The sequence below is a fragment of the Acidovorax sp. NPDC077693 genome (assembly GCF_044542805.1).
Taxonomy (GTDB): domain Bacteria; phylum Pseudomonadota; class Gammaproteobacteria; order Burkholderiales; family Burkholderiaceae_C; genus Acidovorax.
Genome location: NZ_JBITVD010000010.1, coordinates 156,503 through 178,432 on the forward strand (window position 1 = coordinate 156,503; position 21,930 = coordinate 178,432).

The window sequence follows — 21,930 nt, forward strand, 5'->3', positions numbered from 1 at the left end:
AAGGCGGCCCGCTGATGTCCCGCTCGTGGCCCGCCCGCTCGTGGCCGCGATACTCGCAACCCTTGTCCATCGATCCATGACCAACCACGCCATGTCCACCGTCACCATCTATCACAACCCGAAGTGCGGCACCTCCCGCAACACGCTCGCCATGATCCGCAACAGCGGCATCGAGCCCGAGGTCATCGAGTACCTGAAGACCCCGCCGGACCGCGCCACGCTGGTCGCGCTGATCGCCGCCATGGGTGCCCCCGTGATCGACGCCGTGCGCACCAAGGAGGCGCTGTTCACCGAGCTGCACCTGAACGCGCCGGGCGTGACGGACGCGCAGCTCATCGACGCCATGCTGGCCCACCCCATCCTCATCAACCGGCCGCTGGTGGTCACCCCGCTGGGCACCCGGCTGTGCCGGCCGTCGGAGTTGGCGCTGGACATCCTGCCCGCGTCGCAGCAGGGCGCGTTCAGCAAGGAAGACGGGGAAGTGGTGGTCAACGCCCAGGGACAGCGGACCTGAGGTCTTGGCGCCCCGCCGCAGTCACCCTGCGGCGATGGCTCGGTGGCTCGGTGGCTCAGTGGCTCAGTGGCTCAGTGGCTCAGTGGCTCAGTGGCTCAGTGGAAAAGGCACAGCATCACGCCCAGCGCCGTGGTCGTCCAGCCCACGCGGTTCGCGGTCTGCGCTGTTGTGCGGTCGATGGGGATCAGCGCGCAGCGGCGCCACATCCACACATTGCCGATGCAGGCCACCAACACGGCTGCCACCGCCAACACCACCGAACCGAGTACGAAGGCCAGGCCCAAGCCGCCGATCAGCGTCACCCAGGTGAACATGGCGATCGCGCTGGAGGTGCTGGCCAGCACGTGCGACAGGCCGCCGCAGTAACTGCACTGCGTGGGGTTCTCGCGCGCGGACCAGCGGACCGCCGGCTCGCGGACGCCTGGCTTCTGGCAGTGGGGACAGGCATGCATGGTGCGCAGCTCCGAAAGGGTGACCTGCACCACTATAGCCATTGACGCAGCCCCCCCGCCAATGGGTGGGGCTAGGGCAGCGTGAACTCGGCCCGCGCCTGCAGCGCCCGGTCGCGCGAATGGCAGCCCTCGATGTGGTCGTTCACCAGCCCCATCGCCTGCATGAAGGCGTACACGGTGGTGGGCCCAACAAACGTCCAGCCGCGCTTCTTGAGGTCCTTGGACATGGCCACCGAGGCGGGCGATGTGGACAGCGCGCGCGCTGCCTCGCGCGTGAGGCGCTCGGGCCGGTCGGCGGCGGTGGGCTCGTAGCGCCAGGCGTAGCGGGCGAGCGAGCCGAACTCGCGGCGCAGCTCCAGCACGCGGCGCGCATTGTTGATGGTGGAGACGATCTTGCCGCGGTGGCGCACGATGGCCGCGTCCTGCACCAGGCGCTCGATGTCGGCCTCTCCATAGGCCGCGACCTTCTCGGCGTCGAAGTGGTCGAACGCCGCGCGAAAGCCCTCGCGCTTGTTCAGGATGGTGAGCCAGCTCAGGCCGGACTGAAAGCCCTCCAGGCAGAGCTTTTCGAACAGGCGCCGGTCGTCGTCCACCGGAAAGCCCCACTCGGTGTCGTGGTAGTGGCGGTACAGCGGCGTGGCTTGGCACCAGGTGCAGCGCGGGCAGCCGGCGTCGTCGGCGAAAAGGCCTTCGGGCAAGGCGGTGGGGGCGTCGGTCATGGTGGGGCATTCTAGGCAGGCACAGCGCAGGCCCCGGGCACACACGGCGTGCCGCACCGCGGTCCACCGGTTGCCCTAAACTGCCCGGCAGGCGCGCCCTGCCGCCCGCGCCCCCCGCCTTTTCACACCCTGTTCCGAGACGACTGCCTGCATGCGCCTGCTTCCCGTACGCCCCCTGCTGTGGCTGGCCCTCGCCACCCCGTTCCTGCTGGCGGGTTGCGCCAGCACCACCGACTCGCTGGGCTACTACTGGCAGTCGGTGCGCGGCCACATGCAGCTGATGCAGGCGGCCCAGCCCATCGACCGCTGGATCGCGCGCAGCGACATCAAACCCGCGCTGCGCGAGCGGCTGCAGCTGGCGCAAAAAGCCCGCGCCTTTGCGGTGGCCGAACTGGGCCTGCCCGACAACGCCAGCTACCGCCGCTATGCGGACCTCCAGCGCCCCGCCGCGGTGTGGAACGTGGTGGCCGCGCCGCCGTATGCGCTGACGCTGCACACCTGGTGCTTTCCGGTCACGGGCTGCATCGGCTACCGCGGCTACTTCGCGCAGGCCGACGCCCAGGCCGAGGCCGACCAGCTCGCGGCGCAGGGGCTGGAGGTGGAGGTGTACGGCGTGCCCGCGTACTCCACGCTGGGCTACATGAACTGGGCAGGGGGCGACCCGCTGCTGTCCACCTTCATCGGCTGGCCCGAGGGCGACTTCGTGCGCCTGCTGTTCCACGAGCTGGCGCACCAGGTGGTGTACGCCGAGGGCGACACGCTGTTCAACGAATCGTTCGCCACGGCGGTGGAACGCATCGGCGTGGCGCAGTGGCTGGCCACCCATTCCACACCCGCCGTGCGCGAGGCCTACGCCACCAGCGAGTCGCGCCGCGCCGCCTTCCGTGCGCTGACCCGTGCCACGCGCGCCCGGCTGGCGGCCATTTATGAGCAAAAAGAGTCTCCACCGCTGGATGGACAAGCGCTAGCCGCTATGAAAACAGAAGCAATGCAGGATTTCCGCAGCCGCTACGACGCCTTGCGCGCGCAGTGGCTGGGCACCGCGCCGGGCTCCACGCCCCAGGTCACCACCGCCCAGGTGGCGGGCTACGACCGCTGGGTGGCCAAGGCCAACAACGCCAGCTTTGCAGCGCAGGCCGCCTACGACGAACTGGTGCCGGGCTTCGAGGCCCTGTTCGCGCAGCAGGGCCGCGACTGGAGCCGGTTCTATGATGCCGTACGACAACTGACCCGCCAGCCGCTGCAGGAGCGCCAAGACGCCCTGCGCGCACTGGCGCCCACGACCCCCAAGGAGACACCCGGTGCCTGACATCCACATCCATCGCGAACACCAACTGGGCCTGAAAGAGGCCCGCAAGATTGCTTTCTCGTGGGCCGAAAAGGCCGAGGAAAAATTCGACATGGAATGTGTCTACGAAGAGGGCGACACCGAAGACACGCTCACCTTCAGCCGCTCGGGCGTGAAGGGCACGCTGCTGGTGGACGCCACGCAGTTCGAGATGAAGGCGCAGCTGGGCTTTTTGTTCGGCGCGTTCAAGGACCGCATCGAGTCCGAGATCGGCGACCAGCTCGACGCCCTGCTGAACGGCAAGCCGGCCAAGGCCGCAGGCAACAAGAAGGCGGCGGCAGCGGACGCCGGCGAGCCCGAGAAGGACAAGGCCACCGCCAAGGCAGCCCCCAAGGCCGCCCCTAAGGAAGCCCCCAAGGCCGCCGCCAAGACGCCCGCCAAAACCGCGGCCAAGCCCAAGAAGGCCTGAGGCCCACAGCCCGCCATGGCCTCCCCGGCACCCACCACCCCCACAGGCACTGCTGCAGCGCCGGCCACCGAGGCCACGGCGTTCGACACGCTGTCGGCCCTGCTGCACACCCGCTACAGCTGCCGCGCCTACCAGCCCGAGCCCCTGCCGCGCGCCACCATTGAGCAGATTCTGGCGACGGCGCAGCGCACCGCATCCTGGTGCAACGCGCAGCCCTGGCAGGTGCACATCGCCAGCGGCGCCACGCTGGCACGGCTGCGCGAAGCCTTCGCCGCCGTGGTGCCCACCACGCCCGACCTGCCCTGGCCGCGCGAGTACCGCGGCGTGTACCAGGAGCGCCGCCGCGAATGCGGCTGGGGGTTGTACGAGGCCCTGGGCATTGCCAAGGGCGACCGCGAAGCCTCGGCCCGCCAGGCGGCGCAGAACTTCACGATGTTCGGCGCGCCGCACGTGGCCATCGTCAGCAGCGATGAGGCACTGGGCACCTACGGCGCGGTGGACTGCGGCGCGTATGTGGCCCACTTCATGCTGGCCGCGCACAGCCTGGGCGTGGGCTCCATCGCGCAGGCCGCGCTCGCGTCGTACCCCGCCGTGCTGCGCGATGTGCTGGGCATTGGCGATGACCGCACCATCGTCTGCGGCATCTCGTTCGGGCTGGCGGACCTGACGCACCCGGCCAACCACTTTCGCACCACGCGGGCCGATGCGGCCGACAGCGTGGTGTGGCGCGACTGACGGGGCCTTCGGTCACGCCGCTGCGCGCAGCAAGGGGCTGCTGCGCGCCTGCAGCACGCCGAACAGATTCTTCGGGTCGGCCAGCGCGGGGATCAGCTCGATGCGCTCGCCCACACCCAGCACCTGCGCCGCATCGCGCAGAAAGCGCAGGGCCGAGAAGTCCTCCAGCGCAAAGCCCACGGAATCGAAGACGGTGACCGCGGCATCGCCGCTGCGGCCTGCGCGCCGGCCGGCCAGCACCTCCCACAGCTCGGTCACCGCGAAATCGGCGGGCAGTTGCTGGATGTCGCCTTCGATGCGGGTCTGCGGCGCGTATTCCACAAACACCTGCGCCGCACGCAGCACATCGGCATGCAGCTCGGTCTTGCCGGGGCAGTCGCCGCCCACCGCGTTGATGTGCATGCCGGGCGCCAGCATGTCGGGCGTGAGGATGGTGGCGTTGGTCTTGTCGGCCGTCACCGTGGTCACGATGTCGGCCCCGCGCACCGCGTCGGCCGTGCTGGCGCAGGCGATGGTGGCGATGCCCGTGCCCTGCAGGTTGGCCTGCAGCTTGGGGGTGGCGGCCGGGTCGGTGTCGAACAGCCGCAGCGTGGTGATGCCCAGCAGGTGGTGAAACGCCAGCGCCTGGAACTCGCTTTGCGCGCCGTTGCCGATGAGCGCCATGGTGCGGCTGCCGGGCCGCGCCAGTGCCCGCGCGGCCACGGCCGACATGGCGGCGGTGCGCAGTGCGGTGGTGAGCGTGAGCTCACTCAGCAGCACCGGCGCGCCCGTGGCCACATCGGCCAGCACGCCGAACGCCATCACCGTCGACAGGCCGTGGCGCGTGTTGCGCGGGTGGCCATTGACGTACTTGAAGGCGTAGGTTGCATCGTCGGCAATCGGCATGAGCTCGATCACGCCGTCCTGCGAATGGCTGGCCACGCGCGCCGACTTGTCGAACGACTCCCAGCGCAGGAAGTCGGCCTCGATGTTGTCGGCGATGCCCCGCAGGCAGGCTTCGATGCCTTTGCGCCGCACGAGGGCAATGACGTCCGGCGCACTGAGGTACAGGGTGGAGAAGGTGGTGGGGGTGGCTTGCGATGCGGTGGGTGTCAGGTTCTGCGTGACCATGGTCTTGTCTCCAAAGGGATGGAGACAAGTTTCCGCCGGGCAGATGGCAATGGGAATCGCCAGAACTGCCGCATATTGCGCACCGCCCTGGCGAACTGGCAGCCAAAACTGGCCTTCTGACCAGTCGGCAATGCTCGGTCTGCGCGTCAGACCTGCCCGCTCAACCGGCGCGCCGCCTCCAGTACGGCCTTGACGTACCGCTCTTCATAGCGGTGCGCCGGCATGGTCAGCGTGACAGCGGCGGCCAGGCTGCCGTCGGCATGGAACACGGGTGCCGAGATGCCCGCCACCTCGTGCAGCCGGTCGCCCGCGCCGGCCATGTAGCCGTCCGCGCGGATGCGGGCGTAGAGCGCACGGTCCTTCTGGCCCAGCGTGCGGCTGAGCGCCGGGTCGAACGCCACCAGCACCCGCCCGCCGGTGCCGCGCCCGAGCGGCAGCACATCGCCCGCGCGGATGTGGTCGCGCACGGGGTGCGGCGAATCCACGCGGAACTGGCACAGCCGCACCGCGTCAGCGCCCTGCCCCTGGCGCAGGTGGTAGGCCGCGCTCTCGCCCGTGGCGGCCACCAGGTCGCGCAGCACGGGCAGCACCACCCGGTCGAGCGAGAACGATGCCGCGTACAGCGCATGCAGCCGCGCCACTTCAGCGCCCAGTGCGTAACGCCCGTCCGCCAGGCGCTGCACCCAGCGCGCATGCTCCAGCGACGCCAGCAGGCGCAGCGCGGTGCTCTTGTGCAGTTGTGTGCGGGCGGCCAGTTCGGCCAGTGTGAGAGCGCCTTCCCCCGCGCGAAAGGCGGCTACCAGCGTGAGGGCGCGGTCCACGGCCGCCACACCGCCGGGCGCTGCGTGGGCGTCGGCCAGGGATTCGTGCGCGGATTTGCGGGGCATGGCGAGGGACCGTTGGCGAATGAGGGGCTTGGATGCGGGGGTTGACGTGACGGCGCAAAAAGCCAATCATTCCATAAGAAAGAACACCGTTCTATCTATTAGAACAACGCACCGCGGCAGCGTCAAGCCTTTGCAGCCGCCCCGCACTGCACCAAGGACCCCATGGCAACCCCCGATATCCTCATCAGCGAAGTAGGCCCGCGCGACGGCCTGCAGTCCGTGAAGGCCACCATGCCCACGGCGCACAAGCTGCGCTGGATCGACGCGCTCGTCGCCGCAGGCCTGCGCGAGATCGAAGTCGGCTCGTTCGTGCCCGCACGCCTGCTGCCCCAGATGGCCGACGTGGCCGAGGTGGTGCGCCACGCGCTCACCCACCCCGGCATCACCGTGATGGCCCTGGTGCCCAACCTGCGCGGCGCCGAGTCCGCGCTGGCCAGCGGCGTGCACAAGATCACGCTGCCCGTGTCGGCCAGCGCGGCGCATTCACAGGCCAATGTGCGCAAGACCCCCGACGAGATGGTGCAGGAGCTGCGCGCCATCACCCGCCTGCGCGCCGAGACCGCGCCCCAGGTGCAGGTGGAAGTGGGCATCTCCACCGCCTTTGGCTGCACGCTGCAGGGCGAGGTGCCCGAGGACGACGTGATCCGCCTGGCTGCAGCGTGCGTGGCGGCGGGCGTGGACGAGGTGGGCCTGTCGGACACCACCGGCATGGCCAACCCCGCCCAGGTGCGCCGCCTGTTCACCCGGCTGCGCAGCGAGATCGGCCCGCACGCGGGCGCGGCCCACATGCACAACACGCGCGGCCTGGGCCTGGCCAACTGCCTGGCCGCGTACGACGTGGGCGTGCGCACCTTCGACGCATCGCTGGGCGGCCTGGGCGGCTGCCCCTATGCACCGGGAGCCTCGGGCAATGTGGTCACCGAAGACCTGGTGTTCATGTTCGAGGCCATGGGCGTGACCACCGGCGTGGACCTGGCCCGGCTGTTCGCCGCGCGCATCCCGCTGCAGGCCGGGCTGCCCGGCGAACCGGTGTACGGCATGACGCCCGAAGCGGGGCTGCCCAAGGGCTGGACGCAGGAGGCAACACATGGTTGAGAACGATGATGGTGCCCCGGGCCAGGGCCGCACCAACCTGCCCTACGCCGGCATCCGCGTGGTGGAGTTCACCCACATGGTCATGGGCCCCACCTGCGGCCTGGTGCTGGCCGACCTGGGGGCCGAGGTCATCAAGGTCGAGCCCATCGGCCACGGCCGCGAGGGCGATGCCACGCGCAAGCTGCGCGGGTCGGGGGCGGGCTTCTTCCCGCTGTTCAACCGCAACAAGAAGAGCCTGGCCCTGGACCTGGAAACCCCCGAGGGCAAGGAGGCCGTGCTGCGCCTGATCACCACGGCCGACATCGTGAGCGAGAACTTCAAGCCCGGCACCATGAAGAAGCTGGGCCTGGACTACGCCAGCCTGAAGGCCCTGAACCCGCGCCTCATCTACGTGAGCCACAAGGGCTTTCTGCCCGGCCCGTACGACCACCGCACTGCGCTCGACGAGGTGGTGCAGATGATGGGCGGCCTGGCCTACATGACCGGCCGGCCCGGCGACCCGCTGCGCGCGGGCACCAGCGTGAACGACATCATGGGCGGCATGTTCGGCGCCATCGGCGCGATGGCCGCGCTGGCCCAGCGCGAGAAGACGGGGCGCGGGCAAGAGGTGCAGAGCGCACTGTTCGAGAACAACGTGTTCCTCGTCGCGCAGCACATCATGCAGTTCGCCGTCACGGGCCAGCCCGCGGCGCCCATGCCTGCGCGCATCTCGGCCTGGGCGATCTACGACGTGTTCCAGGTGAAGGATGGCGAGCAGATCTTCCTGGCCGTGGTGAGCGACGGCGCGTGGGCGGTGTTCTGCGACGCCTTCGGCTTTGCGGACCTGAAGGCCGACCCGCGCCTGGCCAGCAACAACGACCGCGTGCGCGAACGCGCGTGGATGATGCCGCTGCTGCGCGAGCGGCTTGCGCCCTTCAGCGCCGCGCACCTGGCCGACGTGTTCGAGCGGCACGCCCTGCCCTTTGCGCCCATCACGCGGCCAGAAGACCTGCTGACCGACCCGCACCTGAACGCCACCGGCGCCCTCGCCCCCATGACCCTGCCCGACGGCCGCGCCACCCAGACGGTGCTGCTGCCCCTGGCCATGGACGGCGAGCGCCCCGGCGTGCGCCTGTCGCCGCCCCGTGTGGGTGAGCACAATGCAGAGCTGCTGGCCGAGCTGGGTTACGATGCTATAAAAATAGAAGCGCTTGGCGCTTATCCAGCCAGCGGTAGGGCCTGATTTTTTCTTGAATGGTGCTTGATGGGCCAATGACCTCGGTCTTCACATGCCCTCATCCCCTCATCCCCTCATCCCAACCTCTCCACCACCGTTCGGGCTGAGCCCGTCGAAGCCAGGGCGTGCCCCGCGCGCGCAAGGCTTCGACAAGCTCAGCCCGAACGGATGGGGGATCGGATTGGGGTCTCCGAGGCGAGTGGCCCACCAGGCTGATTGATCTCCAGGGCTGAGTGACGCCCCCAGAAAAAGCAAAAGCGGCCTGGGCCGCTTTTGCTGTGGGGGACCGGCTGCTTACTGCAGCGATGTGATCAGGTCGACGTACTGCTGCTTGGCAGCATCGGCCTCGGTGCCCTTGAGCTTTTCCCACGCGTCCCACTTGGCACGGCCCACCATGTCGGAGAAGCTGGGCTTCTTCTCGGCGTTGTCGCCGGCCGTGGCCTGCTTGTACAGCGCGTAGATCTTGAGCAGCGTGGCGTTGTCGGGGCGCTCGCTGAGGTTCTTGGAATTGGCGACGGCGGCTTCAAAAGTCTCGTTCAGATCGGCCATGGGAGTTGCTCCTGGGTGAATTCTTGAGGGGGAGGGAAAGAACGGTATTGGCAAGGGTTTGCTGCGTTGTATCTTACGGTCTGCACACTGCGGCCAGCGCTGCATCCATAGAGGCAAGCCCCCAAAAACGAACAACAGGTGTACATCCGATGGTGACCCGCATTTCCTCCCCCAGCGCCACGGCCACCGAAGGCGCCGCCAGCCCCTTGCGCAAGGCCCGCACCCAGGCCCCCGCCGCGGCGCGCCGTGCGGCCCAGGCGCTGCCGCCTGCGGCGCGCAAGGCCGCGGGCGTGGTGCAAAAGAACGTGCGCCGCGCAGCCACCGGCATGCTGGGGCTGTCCGGCGAGCGCATGAGCAAGGTCGACACCGCCTGGCTGCGCATGGACTCGGCCAGCAACCTGATGATGATCAACGGCGTGTGGACGCTGTCGCCCGGCATCGGGTGGGAGGCCCTGTGCGAGCGCGTGCAGCAGCGCCTGCTGCAGTACCCGCGCTTTCGCCAGCGGGTGGTGGAAGACGCGGCGGGTGCCACCTGGGTGGAAGACCGGCAGTTCGACATCGCGGCCCACGTGCTGCGTGAAAAGCTCACAGCCCCGAAAGGCGAGAAAAGCATGCAGCGCGCGCTGCAGGACCGCGTGGGCGAGCTGGCCATGCAGCCGCTGGACCCGCGCCGCCCGCTGTGGCAAATGCACCTCGTCGAGGACTTCATCGGCGACGACGGCCAACCGGGCAGCGCGCTCATCGTGCGCATCCACCACTGCATCGCCGACGGCATCGCGCTGATCTCGGTCACGATGTCCATCGTGGACGGCGGCGCCGAGCCACCCAAGCGCACCCGCAAAGAGCGCGAGCAGGCCGCCACCGCCGAGGACTGGATCGCCGAGACGCTCATCAAGCCCTTCACCGGCATGACGGTGAAGGCGCTGGACCTGGCGGGCGACGGCGCCGCCAAGTCGCTGCAGATGCTGGGCGACCCCGAAAAGACCATGCACAGCGGCCTGTCGGGCACGATGGACATGGCGCGCGTGGCCTACCAGCTGGTGAGCGACGCCGCCGCCCTGGCGCTCATGCCCGACGACTCGCCCACGCGCCTGAAGGGCCAGCCCGGCAGCGCCAAGCGCGTGGCCTGGTGCCCGCCGATCCCGCTGGAGGAGGTCAAGGCCATCGGCAAGGCGCTCAACTGCTCCATCAACGACGTGCTGCTGTCGTGCGTGGCCGGCGCCATCGGCGGCTACCTGCGCAGCGAGGGCGACGACCCCACGGGCCAGGAGATCCGCGCGATGATCCCCGTCAACCTGCGCCCCATGGAAGACGCCTGGAAGCTGGGCAACCGCTTCGGCCTGGTGCCGCTGGTGCTGCCCATCGGCATGGCCAACCCGGTGGAGCGGGTGTACGAGGTGCGCCGGCGCATGAATGCGCTGAAGGGCAGCACCCAGCCCATCCTGGCGTTTGCGATGCTGGCCGTGGCGGGGCTGTTGATCAAGCCCGCGCAGGACGCGCTGCTCAACCTCTTTGGCCGCAAGACCACGGCCGTGATGACCAACGTGCCCGGCCCCAAGGAGCAACTCACGCTGTGCGGGGCGCGCGTCACGCAGTGCATGTTCTGGGTGCCGCAGTCGGGCGACATCGGCCTGGGGGTCTCCATCCTGAGCTACGGCGGCGGCGTGCAGTTCGGCGTGATCACCGACACCGCGCTGTGCCCCGAGCCGCAGCGCATCATCGACGCGTTCGCGCCGGAGTTCGCGCAGCTGTCGCTGCTCACGCTCATGCTGCCCTGGGGCGAATGAGGCAGCCCCCTGCGGTGAAAGCCGTCGCCCTGTTCCTGGCACCGTGGGCCGCTGCGGCGGCCAGTTGCGCGCAGGCCGCGGTGATCGAGGAGCATGCCGAGCGCCCGTACGCGGTGTACGCGCAGCCGGCCGACACGCTGCGCCAGGCGCTCAATGCGGCCACGCCCATCACCGTGGACGGCCAGCGCTTTCACGGCCATGCGCACTGGGACGTGCGCTGGACCTTCCGCTGGTCGCGCGACGCCTCGGGCCGCTGCCGCATCACCGAAGTGACCACGCGGCTGCGCAGCGAGGTGCAGCTGCCCGAACTGCGGCGCGCCACGCCCGACCAGCGCGCGCTGTTCGACCGCTACCTGCCCGCCCTGTCGCGCCACGAGCAAGGCCACGTGCAGTTCGGCCGCGATGCGGCGCGCGCCATCGACCAAGGCATTGCGAAGTTGCCCGCCGCGCCCGACTGCGCCACGCTGGAGCGCCAGGCCAACGCCCTGGGCCACCGCCTGCTGCGCGAGCACACCGAGCGCGAACGGCAGTACGACCGCGACACGCGCCACGGCGCGTCGCAGGGCGCCAAGCTCGATTGAAGCCGCCAGCCCACCCGCCGAGGCGCAGCGCGCTGTTCAGCCGCTCCCGTCCGCCGCCAGCGACGCGGACAGCTCCCACACCGCCTCGGCCATGGGCGACATCTCGGCGCGCTGGCGGTACAGGCGGATCTGCACCGGCAGGCTCCAGTCGCTGCCGCCCGCGGCGACCAACGTGCCGGCCTTGAGCTCATCGGCGATCAAACTCTCGGGCAGCCAGGCCACGCCACGACCTTCGAGCGCCATGGTCTTGAGCAGCACCGCATGGTGCGCGGTGAACACCACCGCTACGCCCTGCGGCATGGCGGCATCCGGCCCTTCGCTGAACAGGTGGCGCATGCGCGACCGCATGATGCGGCCCAGCCCCGACGCCTCGCTGTAGGCCAGCACGGGCACCGCGTCCTGCTGCACGATGGCGTGCAGCGGCCGGCCCGGCGACGTGGGAGTGGGCGCGCTCACCGGCAGCAGCACATCGCCGGACAGGCGCAGCACCGGGTACTGCGCCTCGTCCAGCCGGCCCGGCACGTCCGGGTGGCCGTGGCACAGCACGAACTGCACGCGCCGCTGCAGCATGAGGTCCTCGCAGGCGTGCGAGCTGTCGGACATGGTCTGGATGGGGCCCATCTGCAGCCGGGTTTCGACGCCCACCAGCCAGCGCGGAAAGAACGTGAGCGACAGCACGTGCGTGGCCGCAAAGCGCAGGCTGGCCGCGGCCACGTCGTGCGCGGCGCGGGCCTTGATGCGGGCGGCCTCCAGGTTGGCCAGGATGGCTTCGAGCAGCGGCAGGAACCGCTGGCCGGCCGGCGTGAGCGCAGCCGGGTGCGCGCTGCGGTCGAACAGCTCGACCCCCACCCAGTCCTCCAGCGCCCGGATGTGGCGGCTGAACGCGGGCTGGGCAATCGAGCGCGCCTCGGCCGCGCGCGAGAAATTGCCGGTCTCAGCCAGGGCCAGGAAGTCCTCCAGCCACTCCAGATCCAGCGGTCGGTTGCCAGGGCCCATGGGTGCGTTCCTGCCTTGCGATAGTTGTATGCGATTGAAGTATTGGACCGCTGGCGCGCCACGGGAAATGATCCACCCCGTCGTTCACCCGCTTTCCCCTACGGAGACAAAAAAGCATGCCTGCCATCTCGAATTATCGCGGGATCACTCCCGCCATCTCGTGCCCCTTCACCCCGGACCACCGCATCGACGAGCCCGCGCTGCGCAAGCTCGCCGCCTGGCTGGCGGGCCACGAAGGCGTGGTCGCCATCATGACCAACGGGCACACGGGCGAGGTGTTTTCGCTGACGCCCACCGAGCGCGCGGAGGTCACGCGCATCGTGGCCGACGAGCTCAAGGGCCTGGCACGGCCTGTGCCGGTGATCTCCTCCATCGTCTGCGAAGGCCTGAAGGATGCGGCCGAGCATGCCCGCGCCGCCGTCGAGGGCGGCGCCGTGGCGCTCGACGTGATGCCCCCGCACCACTGGCTGCGCTTCGGCTTCACGCCCGGCCACGCGCTGCAGTACTTCGAGGCCATCCACCAGGCCGCACCCAGTGCCGACCTGGTCTGCCACGTCTACCCCGCCTGGACGCGCGCCTCGTACTCGTCGCAGTTGCTGGCCGACCTGGCCCGGCTGCCCTACCTGCAGGCCTTCAAGGTGGGCCAGCGCGACATGAACAAGTACGCCCGCGACATCCAGGCGATCCGCGAGGCGGATGCATCCAAGGCCATCCTGACCTGCCACGACGAGTACCTGCTGGCCTCGATGGTGCAGGGCGTGGACGGCGCACTGGTGGGCTTTGCCACCTTCATCCCGCAGCTCATCATCGATTTGTGGAACGCGGTGAAGGCCGGTGATTTGAAGAAGGCCATGGCCGTGCAGGCCGTCATCACGCCGCTGAAGGACGCCGTGTACGGCGGCGGCGAGCCCACCGGCGAGGCCCATGCCCGCATGAAGGGCGGCATGTACCTGGCCGGTGTGCTGGACGACGCCACCGTGCGTCCGCCGACCGAAGCGCCCAACGCGAAGGAAGTCGAGGCCCTGCGCGCTGCGGTGAAGCAGGCGGGCCTGCTCAAGCGCTGAGTGATGGATGTGGGCGGGGGATCTCAAATCAATCCCCCGCGTTGGTAGTTCTCGAACAAAAAGACTGGAGACAAGACACCATGCGACGCAATCAATTTCTCAGCATCACACTGCGCACAGCCCTGGGCGCCGCCACGCTCGCAATGGCAGCCAGCAGCTTTGCGCAGGCCTACCCCACCAAGCCGGTGCGGGTGGTCATTCCCTTCCCCCCCGGCGGCACGCTCGACACCGTGGGCCGCCAGCTGGCGCAAAAGCTCGGCGAGCAGATGGGCCAGAACTTCATCGTGGAGAACAAGCCCGGCGGCAACGGCGTGATCGGCGGCGACGTGGTGGCCAAGGCCCCGGCCGACGGCTACACGCTGCTGTTCAACGCATCCACCTTCACCACCGCGCCCATGACCATGAAGTCCGTGCCCTACGGCGTGGTCAAGGACTTCGCGCCCGTGGCGCTGGTGGCCAAGGCCCCGCTGTCGGTGGCCATCAACAAGAACCTGCCGGTCACCGACATCAAGTCGCTGATGGCGTACGCCAAGGCCAACCCCGGCAAGATGACCTTCGCCGTGGGCTCCATCGGGTCGGCCGGGCACCTGTCGACCGAGCTGCTCAAACGCGCCGGCCAGCTCGACTACCTGATCGTGCCGTACAAGGGCACGGCGCCTGCGTTCCAGGACCTGATCGGCGGGCAGATCGACGGCTTCATCGACCCCATTCTCGGCTCGCTGCAGTACCACAAGAGCGGCATGCTGCGCGTAGTGGCCGTCACCTCTGCCCAGCGCGCGGCCAGCCTGCCCGACGTGCCCACGGTGGGCGAGACGATCCCGGGCTACGAGTTCTACAGCTGGTATGGCCTGTGGGGCCCGGCTAAGCTGCCGGCCGACATCACCCAGCGGCTGAACACCGAGGTGAACAAGGCCCTGGCCGAGATGACACCCAAGCTCAAGGAGCAAGGCCTGCTGACCACTCCGGGCAGCGTGGAGGACTTCGCGAAGTTCCAGCGCAGCGACATGGAGCGGTCCCAGAAGATCGTCACCGAGGGCAACATCCGTGTCGAGTAATGCCCGCCACGCCGTAGTCACCGGCGTCAGCAGCGGCATAGGCCGCAGCATCGCCGAATCGCTGCTGGCAGACGGCTGGCGTGTGAGCGGTCTGGACGTTGCGCAGCCGTCGATCGTCGATCCATCGTTCACCCACATGCCCGTCAACCTGGCCGAAGGCGCCGACATCGCCCGCGTGGCCGCTGCCCTGCCCGCGGTGGACGCGCTGGTCCATGCGGCCGGCGTGCTGCGCGTGGGGCCGCTGGGCCAGCTCGACCATGCGGGCGGCGAGCTGATGTGGCGCCTGCATGTGGACGCAGCCACCCGCCTGGCCGACGCCATCGTGCCCGGCATGGCGCAGCGCGGCCGGGGCCGTGTGGTGTTTATCGGCAGCCGCGTGGCGCAGGGCATGGCCGGGCGTGGGCAGTACGCCGCAACCAAGGCCGCGCTGATCGCGCTGGCGCGCAGTTGGGCGGCCGAGGTGGCCGCGCAGGGCGTGACGGTGAACGTGGTCTCCCCCGCGGCCACGGCCACCGGCATGTTGAACGACCCGGCGCGCGCCGGGAGCGCACCGCGCCTGCCACCCATCGGCCGGCTGATCGAGCCGGCCGAGATCGCCGCGCTGGTGGGATTTCTGCTCTCCGACCCTGCAGCCGCTATCACGGGGCAGGACATCGCGATCTGCGGAGGCTCGTCGCTCGCCCGCTGATCGCTTGTTTCGTCACCCTTCCTTTTTTGTTTCATCCACCACCACGACCACCATGAAGATCGTCAACATCCTCGAATCGACCCGTCCCATCAAATCGGACATCCGCAACGCCTACATCGACTTCTCGAAGATGACGCTCAGCCTCGTGGCCGTGGTCACCGATGTGATCCGCGACGGCAAGCCGGTGATCGGCTACGGCTTCAACTCCAACGGCCGCTACGGCCAGGGCGCGCTGATGCGTGACCGCTTCATCCCGCGTGTGCTGCAGGCCGAGCCCACCAGCCTGCTCGACGCCACCGGCGAGAACATCGACCCGCACAAGGTTTGGGCGCAGATGATGATCAACGAGAAGCCCGGCGGCCACGGCGAGCGCTCGGTGGCGGTGGGCACCATCGATATGGCGGTGTGGGACGCCACGGCAAAAATAGCGCGCAAGCCGCTGTTCCAGCTGCTGGCCGAACGCTACGGCAACGGCACGCCCAACCCGCGCGTGTTCGTCTACGCGGCCGGTGGCTACTACTACCCGGGCAAGGGGCTCGAAGCGCTGCAGCGTGAGATGGAAAGCTACCTGGCGCGCGGCTACTCGGTGGTCAAGATGAAGATCGGCGGCGCCACGCTGGCCGAGGACTGCGAGCGCATCGAGTCGGTGCTCAAGATCCTGGGCCCGGGCCAGCAGTTGGCGGTGGACGCCAACGGCCGGTTCGACCTGGCCACCGCCATCGACTATGGCAAGGCCCTGTCGCAGTACCCGCTGTTCTGGTACGAGGAAGCCGGTGACCCGCTGGACTACGAGCTGCAGGCCAAGCTGGGCGAGGTCTACAAGGGCCCGATGGCCACGGGCGAGAACCTGTTCTCGATGCAGGACGCACGCAACCTGATCCGCCACGGTGGCATGCACAAGGACCGCGACTGGCTGCAGTTCGACTGCGCACTGAGCTATGGCCTGGTGGAGTACCTGCGCACGCTGGACATGCTCAAGGAACACGGCTGGTCCCCCAGCCGCTGCATCCCGCACGGCGGCCACCAGATGTCGCTGGCCATTGCCGCGGGCCTGGGCCTGGGCGGCAACGAGAGCTACCCCGACCTGTTCCAGCCCTACGGCGGCTTCCCCGATGGCGTGAAGGTCGAGAACGGCTACGTCACGCTGCCGCCGCTGCCGGGCATCGGCTTCGAGGGCAAGTCGGACCTGATCGCGGAGATGCGTGCGTTGGCGTCTTGACAGTGAAACGGGGCTCCAGCGCTTGTTAGGCAAGCGCTGGCAGCTATGAAATTTGAAGTGGCCGCGTTGGCGGCCACTTCAGTATCCGATGCCTGACGGAGTCATCCAGCGGGCGCAGCACCAAGACAACCCGGCTGGCGTTACGCCGCGGCGAGCCGTTCCTTGGCCAGCTTTGTGCCCTCTGCCAGCGCTTTCAGCTTGCGCCAGGCGACGTCCCGCCCCATGGGCGCCAGACCACAATTCGTGCAAGGGAACAGCCGCTCCTTGGGCACGAACTCCAGTGCCCGGGCGATGGTGTCCGCTACTTCCTCAGGGGTTTCGACCACGTCGCTCGCCACATCGATCACGCCGACCATCACGTCCTTGCCGGCCAGCAGCTTCATCAGGTCGGGCGGCACATGGGAATGGATGCATTCCAGGCTCACCTGGTCGATGCTGCTCTTGGCCAGCGCGGGGAACACTGCCTCGTACTGGCGCCATTCGTCGCCCAGAGTGCTCTTCCAGTCGGTGTTGGCCTTGATGCCGTAGCCGTAGCAGATGTGCACCGCCGTCGTGCAAGTCAGGCCCTGCGCTGCGCGCTCCAGCGCCTGCACGCCCCAGTCGGCGGCGTCCTTCATGTAGACGTTGAAGGCGGGTTCGTCGAACTGGATGATGTCCACGCCATCGGCCTGCAGCGCCAGCGCTTCTTGGTTGAGCAGCTCCGCAAACGCGAAGGCCATCTTGACCTTGTCTCCGTAGAAGCGGTCTGCCACGGTGTCGACGATGGTCATCGGGCCGGGCAGGGTGAACTTCAGTTTTTTGCTGGTGTGCGCGCGGGCGAGCTGTGCCTCGAAGGCATGCACGCGGCCCTTCAGGCGCAGGGCCGAGACCACCTGAGGCACCATCGCGTCGTAGCGGTTGTCGCGGATGCCCATCTTCACCTTGTGCTCGAAGTCGATGCCTTCGACCTGCTCGAGAAAGCCGTGCACGAAGTGCTGGCGCGATTGCTCGCCGTCGCCCACGATGTCCAGGCCCGCGTCTTCCTGGGCCTTGATCCACAGCAAGGTGGCGTCGGCCTTGGCCTGGCGCAGCGCATCGCCCTCGGCCATCCACTGGGGCCAGAGCTTGTTGGTTTCAGCCAGCCAGGCGGGTTTGGGCAGGCTGCCTGCGATGGAGGTTTCAAACATCTGACAATTCCTTTGAAGCAAAAGAGGGGTGGGTGAGCATATTCCGGGACTTTGGCCCGGCGATGGAAGCCGAGTATTCAGTGGGCGTGGGCTTGGGCAACTGCAGCAGCAGCACCAGTCCATTGCTCCAGGACCTTCTTGTACGGCCGGATGAAGTGCTCCTGCGCAAACTTGCCCTGCTTGACCGCCAGCTGGCTGCGCTCTTCCCGGTCATACACGATCTGCGTCAACGAATAGTCCTCGTTCTTCAGGCTCGGTCGGTAGAGTTGCCCTGCCGCTGAATTGGCGTTGTAAATCTCGGGGCGGTAGATCTTCTGAAAGGTTTCCATCGTGCTGATGGTGCCGATCAACTCCAGGCTCGTGTAGTCGCCCAGCAGGTCTCCCTGAAAGTAGAAAGCCAGCGGCGCAACGCCATTCGCGGGCATGAAGAAGCGGACCTGCATCCCCATTTTTGCGAAGTATTGGTCGGTTGAGGACAGCCCACTCTGCTGGTATTCGATGCCCAGTACCGGGTGCTGATTGCCGGTGCGTCGATAGGTCTTGCTGGTCGAAGCGCTGATGCAGATGACGGGCGGCTTGCCGAAGCGTTCCTTGTAGATGCGCGAGTTGGCGAACTGCTGGAACAGCTTTCCATGCAGGTCGCCAAAATCATCGGGGGTGCTGAATTGCGCCCGATCGGCGTTGTACTCAGGAAGCAGCACGCTGAAGTCGTAGTCGCGCACGTAGGAGGAAAAATTGTTCCCTGCAATGCCAGGGATGCGTTGGTTCGCCGTCTTGTCGAGAATGCAGGTTTTCAGTATCTCGATCAGCGGAAAAGCAGCATGGCCAGCCTTGGCATTCACGCTCATCTCGACTGAGATGATCTCGAGCTCGACGCAGTAGCGGTCCCCCGTCGGGTTGTCCCAATGCGCCAGGTCGTTGAAGCGGTTGTCAATCATCTTCAGCGTGTTGCGCAGGTTCTGTTGCCGACTGGCTCCCCGGGCCAGGTTGGCAAAGTTGGTGGTCATGCGTGTGCTGTCCGATGGTTCATAGTTTTCATCGAAACATATGCTTTTGAGGCTGAAGCTGAGTTCGTCGTTCATGGCGGTCCAGTGGCTTGAATTGATGGAGGGGGAAAGGCCGGTGCTTGTGTCAGGCCAGCGCCACTTCGGCGGCCGGCGAGGGCTGGGCGAGGCGCGCCAACGGCATGAGCGGCAGTGCCCGCTGGACGGCCAGTCTGGCCCGGTCGATCAGGGCCTGGCTTTGCAACTGGTAGTCCACGAAATCCTTGTCGGTCGCATACACGCCCAGCGGCAGCGTGCGCGCCTGGAAGAAGCTGAACAGCGGCCGCAGCTGGTGGTCGATCACCAGCGCATGGCGCTCGCTGCCGCCGGTGGCGGCCAGCAGCACCGGCGTGTCGATCAAGGCGTCCTGGTGTACGAAGTCGAAGAAGTGCTTGAACAGCCCCGCATAGGCACCGCGGTACACCGGTGTCGCCACCACCAGGATGTCGGCCTGCTCGACCGCCGCCAATTCCCGCTCTACAGCGCTGGGCAGTTGATCGCGCCTGACCGCGCCAGCGAACATCGGTGCGAGCTGGCCCAGGTCGACCAGGCGTTGTTCGCAGGGACGCTCATCGGCGATGAGGTCCAGCAGGTGCTCTGCCAGCGCAGCGGACCTGGAGGGGCGCTGCAGCCCGCCGGAGACTGCGACGATGCGCAGGGGATGTGCTGTAAGTGCGTTCATGGGAGGGAATGCTAGTGGCTGTGAACCATGAAGTAAAATGGTCTTATTTCATCAACCCATGAACACGGTTCATTAAAATGCTCGAACGCATTCACCTCAACATCGTTCAGCAGGTTGAGAAGCAAGGGTCGTTGACGGCCGCGGCGGGCGTGTTGAACCTCACCCAGTCGGCCCTGAGCCACAGCATGAAGAAGCTGGAGCAGCAACTGGGCACCGACGTGTGGTTGCGCGAAGGTCGAAGCCTGCGCCTCACGCAGGCCGGCCAGTACCTGCTGGCGGTGGCCAACCGCGTGCTGCCGCAGCTGGACCTGGCCGAAGAGCGCCTGGGCCAGTTTGCACAGGGCGAACGCGGTGCGCTGCGCATCGGCATGGAATGCCACCCTTGCTACCAGTGGCTGCTCAAGGTGGTGTCCCCTTATCTGGCCGCATGGCCCGACGTGGACGTAGACGTCAAGCAGAAGTTTCAGTTCGGCGGGATCGGCGCGCTCTTCGGCTTCGAGATCGACCTGCTGGTCACGCCCGACCCGTTGTTCAAGCCAGGGCTGAAGTTCGAACCGGTGTTCGACTACGAGCAGGTGCTCGTCGTGGCCAAGGGCCATGCCCTGGCTTCGGCGGCCTATGTGAAACCCCAGCAATTGACACAGGAAGTGCTCATCAGCTACCCCGTCGACATCGAGCGCCTGGACATCTACAGCCAGTTCCTGCTACCGGCCGGTGTCACGCCCAAGCGCCACAAGGCCATCGAGACCACCGACATCATGCTGCAGATGGTGGCCAGCGGCCGGGGGGTGGCCGCCCTGCCGCGTTGGCTGGTGCAAGAGTACGCGGCCAAGATGGATGTGGTGCCTGTCCGGCTGGGCGCGCGCGGCATCGCCAAGCAGATCTTCCTCGGGGCACGCGAGACGGACACCGCCATTGACTACGTGCGGGCCTTCATCGAACTGGCCCGCACTGCAGTGCCTACGTCGCAGAGCAGGTGAAGCTCTCGGCCTTGGCCGGATCGCCCGTGCCGTTGTAGCGCGGGAATTTCGGGTACTCGCACACCGGGCGCTGCGCCACGGGGGTGCTGGTGCCGGGTGCGAACTTGGTGGCCACCAGCTTGTCGGGCGCCGTGCTCTTTTCCACCCAGGCATCCATGGCTGCCAGCAGGTCGATGGAGCGCGGCTCGGTGCCCGCGCCGTCCAGGTCATGCCCGTTGGAGGGCGAGGTGACCATGCGCGCAAAGCCCTGCACCTTGCTGGCGCCCAGGCGCTGCTTGACCGACTCGAAGTAGTCCGCCGTGCGGTACACCGACACGCAGGTGTCGCCCAGGCCATACCAGATCAGCAGCTTGCCGCCGTTGTCGGCAAAGGCGGAGATGTCGGGGTCCGTGCCATCGATCATCCCGGCCAGCCGCGCGTACTGCGCCTGGTACTGCGTGGGGTCGTGCGTCAGGATGTTGGCGTTGGGGTTGCCCTCCACCAGCCGCGCGGCTTCCGTCACGGCCATGTGGTTGAACGAATCGGGCGCGTCGAAGCTGGTGCCGAATATGTACGACTGCCAGTCCGAGGTGGACGCCCCGCCCCGGCCGTAGCGCGGATAGCCCACCGCACCGCGCGACAGGGTCACGGGCGTCTTGTGGTCGCTGTAGATGAGGCGGATCGATTCGATCTGCCCGGCCGTCAGGCAGGTGTCGCTGTCGGCCCCCTTGCACAGCAGCTCGGTGGGCACATAGCTGCAGGCTTCGACGTTGCCGATGATGCCGTCCTTCAGGCCGTCCAGGCCGTCGCACGCCGCGGTTTCGGCCTTGGCGTAGAGCGTGATCTTGGCGGGGCTGAGCCAGTTGTCGCGGCTCTTGAAGATGTGCCGCAGCACCGTGGGGCCCAGGTTGACCTGGTGCGCCTGCTGGCTGATGGCGGGCTCCATGGCCACCACGCCGTCGTAGTCCTTGGGGTACTTCTGCGTGGCGATGAGGCCGGAGCGCCCGCCGTTGGAATGGCCCATGTGGTAGCGCCGCGCGGGGCGCTTGCCATAGAACTCGGTGGCGATCGCCGTGCCGACCTCGAGCACGAAATGGTTCGCGTCGAACGCATGGTTGCGCAGCGCGACATCGCTCTTGCCCCAGGCGAAGCCGCGAATCTGGTGGCCCGAGTCGGAGCTGATCTTCACGTAGGCGTGGGCGGACGGCCCCACGAGCTGCTGGTACCACGGGTCGTCGGTGGGGATGAACCCGTCGAAGCCCCCGCCGCCGATGGTGAGCGTCTTGCCGTTCCACTGCGCGAGCGTGGGCAGCTCCACCGCCCAGTTGATGGTGGACTCGGGCGACGAGACGATCTCGCCGCGCACGATGCAGGCGTCGGGCAGCGTGCTGTCGGCCTTGCGCAGCTCGGTGCGGGTGACCTTGGCACCATGGGGCAGCGCGGCCGAGGTGTAGGCGGCGCAGGCTTCGGCCAGGGGCCTGGCGGCCAGGGATGGGGCGTCGCTGCCGCCACCGCCGCAGGCCGCCAGCGCCAGGGCCGCGCTGGCGCCCAGGGTTCGGGCGGCCCATCGCCCTGCGTGTACAGGGCCGGGGATGCTGCGGCGGTGCGCCTCGGTGGCGCGGGATGTGCTCGGGAACATGGGATGCGTCTCCTGTG

23 protein-coding genes are annotated in these 21,930 nt (G+C 67.9%); 13 read left to right on the forward strand and 10 right to left on the reverse strand.

The window, feature by feature from the left end:
* Positions 1–91 precede the first annotated feature (91 nt).
* Positions 92–514 carry an arsenate reductase (glutaredoxin) gene (gene arsC, locus ACIGHN_RS15755; protein ID WP_396505184.1) on the forward strand — a complete coding sequence of 141 codons (423 nt, stop codon included), beginning with the start codon at positions 92–94 and terminating at the stop codon, positions 512–514.
* A 95-nt stretch (positions 515–609) separates the two neighbouring features.
* On the opposite strand, the gene ACIGHN_RS15760 is transcribed toward arsC, so the two are convergent.
* Complete coding sequence (locus ACIGHN_RS15760) at positions 610–966, reverse strand: hypothetical protein (protein WP_396505110.1); 357 nt, start codon at positions 964–966, stop codon at positions 610–612.
* Between the two features lie 71 nt (positions 967–1,037).
* The gene (locus ACIGHN_RS15765) at positions 1,038–1,685 is read right to left on the reverse strand and encodes a DNA-3-methyladenine glycosylase I (RefSeq protein ID WP_396505111.1); all 648 of its coding nucleotides are present in this window, start codon (positions 1,683–1,685) and stop codon (positions 1,038–1,040) included.
* A gap of 151 nt (positions 1,686–1,836) precedes the next feature.
* Between ACIGHN_RS15765 and ACIGHN_RS15770 the strand changes: the two genes are divergently transcribed.
* From ACIGHN_RS15770 to ACIGHN_RS15780, 3 genes are read left to right on the forward strand one after another with little or no spacing between them, the layout of a single operon-like run.
* On the forward strand, positions 1,837–2,994 hold the full coding sequence (locus ACIGHN_RS15770; RefSeq protein WP_396505112.1) for an aminopeptidase: 1,158 nt from the start codon (positions 1,837–1,839) through the stop codon (positions 2,992–2,994).
* On the forward strand, positions 2,987–3,442 hold the full coding sequence (locus ACIGHN_RS15775) for a polyhydroxyalkanoic acid system family protein (RefSeq protein WP_396505113.1): 456 nt from the start codon (positions 2,987–2,989) through the stop codon (positions 3,440–3,442). Before ACIGHN_RS15770 ends, ACIGHN_RS15775 begins: the two co-directional genes overlap by 8 nt.
* A 15-nt stretch (positions 3,443–3,457) precedes the next feature.
* The gene (locus ACIGHN_RS15780) at positions 3,458–4,177 is read left to right on the forward strand and encodes a nitroreductase (protein ID WP_396505114.1); all 720 of its coding nucleotides are present in this window, start codon (positions 3,458–3,460) and stop codon (positions 4,175–4,177) included.
* Positions 4,178–4,189: 12 nt separating this feature from the next.
* On the opposite strand, the gene ACIGHN_RS15785 is transcribed toward ACIGHN_RS15780, so the two are convergent.
* Positions 4,190–5,287, reverse strand: a complete 1,098-nt coding sequence (locus tag ACIGHN_RS15785; protein ID WP_396505115.1) for an ornithine cyclodeaminase — start codon at positions 5,285–5,287, stop codon at positions 4,190–4,192.
* A gap of 146 nt (positions 5,288–5,433) precedes the next feature.
* Entirely contained in the window at positions 5,434–6,174 is a 741-nt protein-coding gene (locus tag ACIGHN_RS15790; protein ID WP_396505116.1) for an IclR family transcriptional regulator, read from the reverse strand.
* Between the two features lie 162 nt (positions 6,175–6,336).
* Here ACIGHN_RS15790 and ACIGHN_RS15795 point away from each other — a divergent pair, with 162 nt between their 5' ends.
* Together ACIGHN_RS15795 and ACIGHN_RS15800 are read left to right on the forward strand one after the other, a co-directional pair.
* Positions 6,337–7,269 carry a hydroxymethylglutaryl-CoA lyase gene (locus ACIGHN_RS15795; RefSeq protein WP_396505117.1) on the forward strand — a complete coding sequence of 311 codons (933 nt, stop codon included), beginning with the start codon at positions 6,337–6,339 and terminating at the stop codon, positions 7,267–7,269.
* Positions 7,262–8,491 (forward strand): CaiB/BaiF CoA transferase family protein, encoded by a 1,230-nt coding sequence (locus ACIGHN_RS15800; protein ID WP_396505118.1) that lies wholly within the window; start codon positions 7,262–7,264, stop codon positions 8,489–8,491. Before ACIGHN_RS15795 ends, ACIGHN_RS15800 begins: the two co-directional genes overlap by 8 nt.
* Positions 8,492–8,779: 288 nt before the next feature.
* Here ACIGHN_RS15800 and ACIGHN_RS15805 read toward each other — a convergent pair whose 3' ends face one another.
* On the reverse strand, positions 8,780–9,034 hold the full coding sequence (locus ACIGHN_RS15805; RefSeq protein WP_056409910.1) for an acyl-CoA-binding protein: 255 nt from the start codon (positions 9,032–9,034) through the stop codon (positions 8,780–8,782).
* Positions 9,035–9,183: 149 nt separating this feature from the next.
* Here ACIGHN_RS15805 and ACIGHN_RS15810 point away from each other — a divergent pair, with 149 nt between their 5' ends.
* Positions 9,184–10,821 (forward strand): wax ester/triacylglycerol synthase family O-acyltransferase, encoded by a 1,638-nt coding sequence (locus ACIGHN_RS15810; protein WP_396505119.1) that lies wholly within the window; start codon positions 9,184–9,186, stop codon positions 10,819–10,821.
* A gap of 14 nt (positions 10,822–10,835) precedes the next feature.
* A complete protein-coding gene (locus ACIGHN_RS15815; RefSeq protein WP_396505120.1) occupies positions 10,836–11,402 on the forward strand; it encodes a DUF922 domain-containing Zn-dependent protease in 567 nt (188 codons plus the stop codon).
* A gap of 36 nt (positions 11,403–11,438) precedes the next feature.
* Here the strand turns inward: ACIGHN_RS15815 and ACIGHN_RS15820 are convergent, their stop codons facing one another.
* On the reverse strand, positions 11,439–12,398 hold the full coding sequence (locus ACIGHN_RS15820) for a LysR family transcriptional regulator (RefSeq protein ID WP_396505121.1): 960 nt from the start codon (positions 12,396–12,398) through the stop codon (positions 11,439–11,441).
* 116 nt (positions 12,399–12,514) lie between these two features.
* Between ACIGHN_RS15820 and ACIGHN_RS15825 the strand changes: the two genes are divergently transcribed.
* The 4 genes from ACIGHN_RS15825 to ACIGHN_RS15840 all read left to right on the forward strand — a co-directional run bounded on the left by ACIGHN_RS15825 (position 12,515) and on the right by ACIGHN_RS15840 (position 16,424).
* The gene (locus tag ACIGHN_RS15825) at positions 12,515–13,462 is read left to right on the forward strand and encodes a dihydrodipicolinate synthase family protein (protein WP_396505122.1); all 948 of its coding nucleotides are present in this window, start codon (positions 12,515–12,517) and stop codon (positions 13,460–13,462) included.
* Positions 13,463–13,542: 80 nt separating this feature from the next.
* Positions 13,543–14,517, forward strand: a complete 975-nt coding sequence (locus ACIGHN_RS15830; protein WP_396505123.1) for a Bug family tripartite tricarboxylate transporter substrate binding protein — start codon at positions 13,543–13,545, stop codon at positions 14,515–14,517.
* Positions 14,507–15,205, forward strand: a complete 699-nt coding sequence (locus ACIGHN_RS15835; protein ID WP_396505124.1) for an SDR family NAD(P)-dependent oxidoreductase — start codon at positions 14,507–14,509, stop codon at positions 15,203–15,205. Before ACIGHN_RS15830 ends, ACIGHN_RS15835 begins: the two co-directional genes overlap by 11 nt.
* Before the next feature lie 52 nt (positions 15,206–15,257).
* Entirely contained in the window at positions 15,258–16,424 is a 1,167-nt protein-coding gene (locus tag ACIGHN_RS15840) for a mandelate racemase/muconate lactonizing enzyme family protein (RefSeq protein WP_396505125.1), read from the forward strand.
* A gap of 140 nt (positions 16,425–16,564) precedes the next feature.
* On the opposite strand, the gene ACIGHN_RS15845 is transcribed toward ACIGHN_RS15840, so the two are convergent.
* From ACIGHN_RS15845 to msuE, 3 genes are all read right to left on the reverse strand, one after another.
* Entirely contained in the window at positions 16,565–17,590 is a 1,026-nt protein-coding gene (locus ACIGHN_RS15845) for a methionine synthase (protein WP_056165138.1), read from the reverse strand.
* A 77-nt stretch (positions 17,591–17,667) separates the two neighbouring features.
* Positions 17,668–18,672, reverse strand: a complete 1,005-nt coding sequence (locus tag ACIGHN_RS15850) for a DUF1852 domain-containing protein (RefSeq protein ID WP_396505126.1) — start codon at positions 18,670–18,672, stop codon at positions 17,668–17,670.
* A gap of 49 nt (positions 18,673–18,721) precedes the next feature.
* Positions 18,722–19,315 carry an FMN reductase gene (gene msuE / locus ACIGHN_RS15855; protein ID WP_396505127.1) on the reverse strand — a complete coding sequence of 198 codons (594 nt, stop codon included), beginning with the start codon at positions 19,313–19,315 and terminating at the stop codon, positions 18,722–18,724.
* A gap of 77 nt (positions 19,316–19,392) precedes the next feature.
* Between msuE and ACIGHN_RS15860 the strand changes: the two genes are divergently transcribed.
* Entirely contained in the window at positions 19,393–20,295 is a 903-nt protein-coding gene (locus ACIGHN_RS15860) for a LysR family transcriptional regulator (protein WP_056165132.1), read from the forward strand.
* On the opposite strand, the gene ACIGHN_RS15865 is transcribed toward ACIGHN_RS15860, so the two are convergent.
* Positions 20,276–21,913, reverse strand: coding sequence for a tannase/feruloyl esterase family alpha/beta hydrolase (locus tag ACIGHN_RS15865; protein WP_396505128.1), 1,638 nt, complete (start codon positions 21,911–21,913; stop codon positions 20,276–20,278). The genes ACIGHN_RS15860 and ACIGHN_RS15865 overlap by 20 nt on opposite strands.
* Positions 21,914–21,930 lie beyond the last annotated feature (17 nt).